General features: G+C 72.6%; 5 protein-coding genes and 1 pseudogene. 4 read left to right on the top strand and 2 right to left on the bottom strand.

Going from position 1 to position 4760, the window contains the following annotated elements:
* Nucleotides 1-15 precede the first annotated feature (15 nt).
* The 3 genes from A5712_RS13115 to aroQ are packed head-to-tail and all read left to right on the top strand — an operon-like array spanning nt 16 to nt 2044.
* Nucleotides 16-540, top strand: coding sequence for a shikimate kinase (locus tag A5712_RS13115; RefSeq protein ID WP_068105378.1), 525 nt, complete (start codon nt 16-18; stop codon nt 538-540).
* A complete protein-coding gene (gene aroB / locus A5712_RS13120) occupies nt 537-1619 on the top strand; it encodes a 3-dehydroquinate synthase (RefSeq protein ID WP_068105326.1) in 1083 nt (360 codons plus the stop codon). Before A5712_RS13115 ends, aroB begins: the two co-directional genes overlap by 4 nt.
* Nucleotides 1616-2044: a type II 3-dehydroquinate dehydratase gene (aroQ, locus tag A5712_RS13125; RefSeq protein ID WP_068105340.1), complete on the top strand. Its 429-nt coding sequence runs from the start codon at nt 1616-1618 to the stop codon at nt 2042-2044. The genes aroB and aroQ overlap by 4 nt, the downstream gene beginning before the upstream one ends.
* Here aroQ and A5712_RS13130 read toward each other — a convergent pair.
* Nucleotides 2041-2763 carry a B-4DMT family transporter gene (locus tag A5712_RS13130; protein WP_082973422.1) on the bottom strand — a complete coding sequence of 241 codons (723 nt, stop codon included), beginning with the start codon at nt 2761-2763 and terminating at the stop codon, nt 2041-2043. The two genes, aroQ and A5712_RS13130, sit on opposite strands and share 4 nt — an antisense overlap.
* A 33-nt stretch (nt 2764-2796) precedes the next feature.
* On the opposite strand from A5712_RS13130, the gene A5712_RS13135 reads away from it, so the two are divergent.
* Complete coding sequence (locus A5712_RS13135; RefSeq protein WP_068105371.1) at nt 2797-3906, top strand: Xaa-Pro peptidase family protein; 1110 nt, start codon at nt 2797-2799, stop codon at nt 3904-3906.
* Nucleotides 3907-3913: 7 nt separating this feature from the next.
* On the opposite strand, the pseudogene A5712_RS32475 reads toward A5712_RS13135, so the two are convergent.
* Nucleotides 3914-4760: pseudogene (locus tag A5712_RS32475) on the bottom strand (PE family protein); the annotation flags it as partial.

Genomic DNA, 4760 nt, shown 5'->3' on the forward strand with positions numbered 1-4760 from the left:
GCGCGGTACCGCGTGATGGCGCCCAAGGCGGTGCTCGTCGGCCTGCCGGGCTCGGGCAAGTCCACCATCGGGCGGCGGCTGGCCAAGGCGCTCGGGGTCGGGCTGCTCGACACCGACGTGGCGATCGAGCAGCAGACCGGCCGCAGCATCCCCGAAATCTTCGCCACCGACGGGGAACAGGAGTTCCGCCGCATCGAGGAACAGGTCGTGCGCACGGCTTTGGCCGAGCACGACGGCGTCCTCTCGCTCGGCGGCGGCGCGGTCACCAGCCCGGGCGTGTGCGAGGCGCTGGCCGGGCACACGGTCGTCTACCTGGAGATCGGCGCCCGCGAGGGGGTACGGCGCACCGGCGGCACCGCCGTGCGGCCGCTGCTGGCCGGGCCGGACCGCGCCGAGAAATACCGCGAGCTGATGGCCAAACGGGTCCCGCTGTACCGGCGCGTCGCGACCATCCGGGTCGACACCAACCGCCGCAATCCCGGGGCGGTGGTCCGCAACATCCTGAGCCGGTTGCAGACGCCGAGCGAGGCCGCCACATGACCGCCGCGCCGGTCACCGTGCACGTGGCCGTCGATGAACCGTATCCGGTGGTGATCGGCGCCGGCCTGCTCGGCGAGCTGGAGAACCTGCTGTCCGGCCGGCACCGAGTCGCGGTGCTACATCAGCCGGTACTGGGCGAGACCGCCGAGGAGATCCGAAAGCGGCTGGCCGACAAGGGGATCGACGCGCACCGCATCGAGATCCCGGACGCCGAGGCGGGCAAGGACCTCCCCGTCGTGGGATTCATCTGGGAAGTGCTGGGCCGCATCGGAATCGGCCGCAGGGACGCCCTGGTCAGCCTGGGCGGCGGGGCGGCCACCGACGTCGCCGGTTTCGCGGCGGCGACCTGGCTGCGCGGCGTCGACATCGTCCACGTCCCGACCACGCTGCTCGGCATGGTCGACGCGGCCGTGGGCGGCAAGACCGGCATCAACACCGACGCCGGCAAGAACCTGGTCGGCGCGTTCCATCAGCCGCTGGCCGTCCTGGTGGACCTGGAGACGCTGAAGACGTTGCCGCGCAACGAACTCGTCGCCGGGATGGCCGAGGTGGTGAAGGCGGGGTTCATCGCCGACCCGGTGATCCTTGACCTCATCGAGGCCGACCCGCAGGCCGCGCTGGACCCCGCGGGCAACGTGCTGCCGGAGCTGATCCGGCGCGCGATCGCCGTCAAGGCGGAGGTCGTCGCCGCCGACGAGAAGGAGTCGGAGCTGCGCGAAATCCTCAACTACGGCCACACTTTGGCGCACGCGATCGAGCGCCGGGAACGCTACCGGTGGCGCCACGGCGCCGCCGTGTCGGTGGGCCTGGTGTTCGCCGCGGAGCTGGCCCGGCTGGCCGGCCGGCTGGACGACGAGACGGCGGCGCGCCACCGCAGCATCCTGACCTCGCTCGGCCTGCCGGTTACGTACGACGCCGACGCGTTGCCGCAATTGCTGGAATATATGGCCGGGGACAAGAAAACCCGCGCCGGCGTGCTTCGGTTCGTGGTGCTCGACGGGCTCGGGAAGCCGGGCCGGCTCACCGGGCCGGACCCGTCGCTGCTGGCGGCGGCGTACTCGGGGCTGGAGGCGTCATGACGGTCAATGTGATTAATGGCCCCAACCTGGGCCGGCTGGGCCGCCGCGAGCCCGACGTGTACGGCGACACCACCCACGACCAGCTGGCGGAGCTGATCGAGCGCGAAGCCGCCGCCCTGGGGCTCAAAGTGGTTGTGCGGCAAAGCGATGACGAAGCGCAGCTACTGGACTGGATTCATGCGGCCGCCGATGCCGGCGAGCCGGTGATCCTCAATGCCGGCGGCCTCACCCACACGTCGGTGGCGCTGCGCGATGCGTGCGCAGAACTCAGCGCGCCCCTGATCGAGGTGCACATCTCCAATGTGCATGCGCGTGAGGAGTTTCGGCGCCACTCGTACCTCAGCCCCGTCGCCACGGGAGTGATCGTCGGGTTGGGAATTCAGGGCTACCTGCTCGCCCTGCGCTACCTGGCCGAGGTGGGTTAACCCTTTTCCGGCTCCGAGCCCGGCTTGGTGTGCCTCGAGTCGTCGGTCCGGATGACCTCGGTCTTGGCGTCGTCCTGGCCGGTCGGAATGGTTTCCGTGGGTGCTCCCCATGGTCCAGACGGAAGCTTCTCCGTCGGCGCGTCGCGCTCGGCGGTCGCGACCGACCCGGTGCGTTCCTCGGCCTGCACACCCGGGGCCGTCTGCGCCGGTATCTCGCCGGTCGGCGCCTCGTCGCCGCGGACGGCCGAGAAGACGTCGGTGTCGGCCCGTTCGTCGCCCTCCCCGTGCGGGCGGGGCGGCGGGTTGCGGTCGATCCGCCAGCGGCCCACGGCCACACCGATGATCCCGGGCAGGAAGACGAGCAGCGCGGTGAAGGCCGCGAACGTCGTCACCTCGTTGATCAGGCCCCCGGTGTACAGGCCGGAGTACGCGAGCGCGATGAGCCAGGAGACGGCGCCGCTGAGGATGCCGGCCAACAGGCCGGCCAGCAGCCACGTCATCGCCAGATCCTGTCGGCGGTCCGGATCCGGCTGCGCCTTGGCGTCCGCCCGACCGTCGAGCACCCCCCACACGACGACGCCGATCACGAACAAGAGCAGCAGCACGACGCTGATCAGCCCGGCCTGTGTTTGCCACGCGTTGATCAGTGCACCTTGTATCAAACGGACGACGACCATCGCGGCGGCGAACACCAATCCGCGCAGCATCCAGTTCCTCATGAAGGGAAAGCGTAGCGAGTACCGTCAAGGGTCGTGACACATTCCCAGCGCCGAGAAAAGCTGAAAGCGCAGATCGGGGCCGGCGGGCTGGACGCGATGCTGGTCACGGACCTGGTCAACGTGCGGTACCTGTCCGGATTCTCAGGATCGAACGGCGCGTTGCTGGTGTTTGCCGACGACCGCGAACCCGTGCTGGCCACCGACGGCCGGTACCGCACCCAGGCCGCCGAGCAGGCGCCCGACCTCGAGGTCGCCATCGAACGGGCCGTCGGGCGTTACCTGGCGGGCCGGGCCGCCGACGCCGCCGTCGGCAAGCTGGGCTTCGAGAGCAACGTGATCACCGTCGACGGCTTCGACGCGCTGACGAGCGAGATCGAGGAGCACAAGGGATCGACCGAGTTGGTGCGGGCCGCCGGGACCGTCGAGGGATTGCGCGAGGTCAAGGACGCGGGGGAGGTCGCGCTGCTACGCCTGGCCTGCGAGGCGGCCGACGCCGCGTTGACCGATCTGGTGGCGCGCGGCGGCCTGCGGCCGGGCCGGACCGAACGCGAGGTGAGCCGCGAGCTGGAGTCGCGGATGCTCGACCACGGCGCGGACGCGATCTCGTTCGAGACCATCGTGGCCGCCGGGCCGAATTCGGCCATCCCGCACCACCGCCCGACCGACGCGGTCCTGGCCGACGGCGACTTCGTCAAGATCGACTTCGGCGCGTTGGTCGCCGGCTACCACTCCGACATGACCCGCACCTTCGTGCTGGGCAAGGCCGCGGACTGGCAGCTGGACATCTACCAGCTGGTCGCCGACGCGCAGCGGGCCGGCCGGGAGGCGCTGAAGCCCGGCGCCAACCTGCGCGAGGTCGACGGCGCCGCGCGCCAGCTGATCGCCGACGCCGGGTACGCCGAGCAGTTCGGACATGGCCTGGGGCACGGCGTGGGCCTGCAGATCCACGAGGCGCCGGGGATCGGCGCCACGTCCACCGGCACGCTGCTGGCGGGGTCGGTGGTCACCGTGGAACCAGGCGTTTACCTGCCCGGCCGCGGCGGCGTGCGCATCGAGGACACCCTCGTCGTGCCGGACGGCGCCGACGGGCACGGCCCCGAACTGCTGACGCGGTTCTCCAAGGAACTGGCCGTCCTGGCTTAGTCCGTACCTACGGCGAGCCCGGTCCGCCGCTGCCACCGTCGCCTCCAGCGCCGCCGGTGCCGCCCACGTAATCGGAATGGCCGGTGCCTGGGGTGCCCGCGGTTCCCGGGTCGCCGCCGGTTCCCGGGTCGCCGCTGGAGCCGGTGCCGCCGCTGCCGCCGCTGCCGCCTGCGCCGCCCGTGCCGCCGGTGCCCCCGGGTTGGCCGATCAAGCCGGCATTGCCGGCATCGCCGCCGTGGCCACCTCCGCCGCCGGCCCCTCCGGTGCCACCGGCGCCGAGCGCGCTCGCGCCGCCGGCACCACCTTCGCCGCCTTGGCCGCCTCGGCCGCCGTCACCGCCATCGTTGAGGCCGAACACGCCCGAAGCGCCAAGGGCGCCCTGGCCACCTTGGCCGCCCTGGCCGCCGACGCCGCCGGCGTCACCGTTGGTGGCACTCGCGCCGCCCTGGCCGCCGGTGCCGCCCGCACCGCCCGCGCCCGAGGCGCCCACCTTGCCGGTGGGTTGGCCAAAGTAATAGGCGGTACCGCCGACGCCGCCTTCGCCGCCGGTGCCACCGGTGCCGCCGGTGCCGGCGTTGTCGGTGCCGTCGTCGGCGCCACCGGCGCCGCCCGAGCCGCCAATGCCGCCGGCGCCGCCTGCGCCGCCGTTGCCCTGGATTCCGCCGCCGGGCCCCTGGGCGGGGCCGGCATGCCCGCCTTGCCCGCCCTGGCCGCCGGCGCCGCCGGCGCCGCCGGTGCCGCCGGGCGGCCCTATGCCGCCGGCGCCGCCTTGGCCACCTTGCCCCGCTTGGCCGCCGTTGCCGGCGGTGTGTCCGGTGACCGTGGTCCAGCCGCCGTCGCCACCGTAGCCGCCG

Origin of the sequence: Mycobacterium sp. E2327, assembly GCF_001672675.1 — a bacterium.
Lineage (GTDB): Bacteria > Actinomycetota > Actinomycetes > Mycobacteriales > Mycobacteriaceae > Mycobacterium.

Excerpts from the sequence above, each read along its gene's own strand:
- A5712_RS13115 (WP_068105378.1), top strand. The coding sequence starts at position 16 with ATGGCGCCCAAGGCGGTGCTCGTCGGCCTGCCGGGCTCGGGCAAGTCC.
- aroB (WP_068105326.1), top strand. The coding sequence starts at position 537 with ATGACCGCCGCGCCGGTCACCGTGCACGTGGCCGTCGATGAACCGTAT.
- aroQ (WP_068105340.1), top strand. The coding sequence starts at position 1,616 with ATGACGGTCAATGTGATTAATGGCCCCAACCTGGGCCGGCTGGGCCGC.
- A5712_RS13130 (WP_082973422.1), bottom strand. The coding sequence starts at position 2,763 with ATGAGGAACTGGATGCTGCGCGGATTGGTGTTCGCCGCCGCGATGGTC.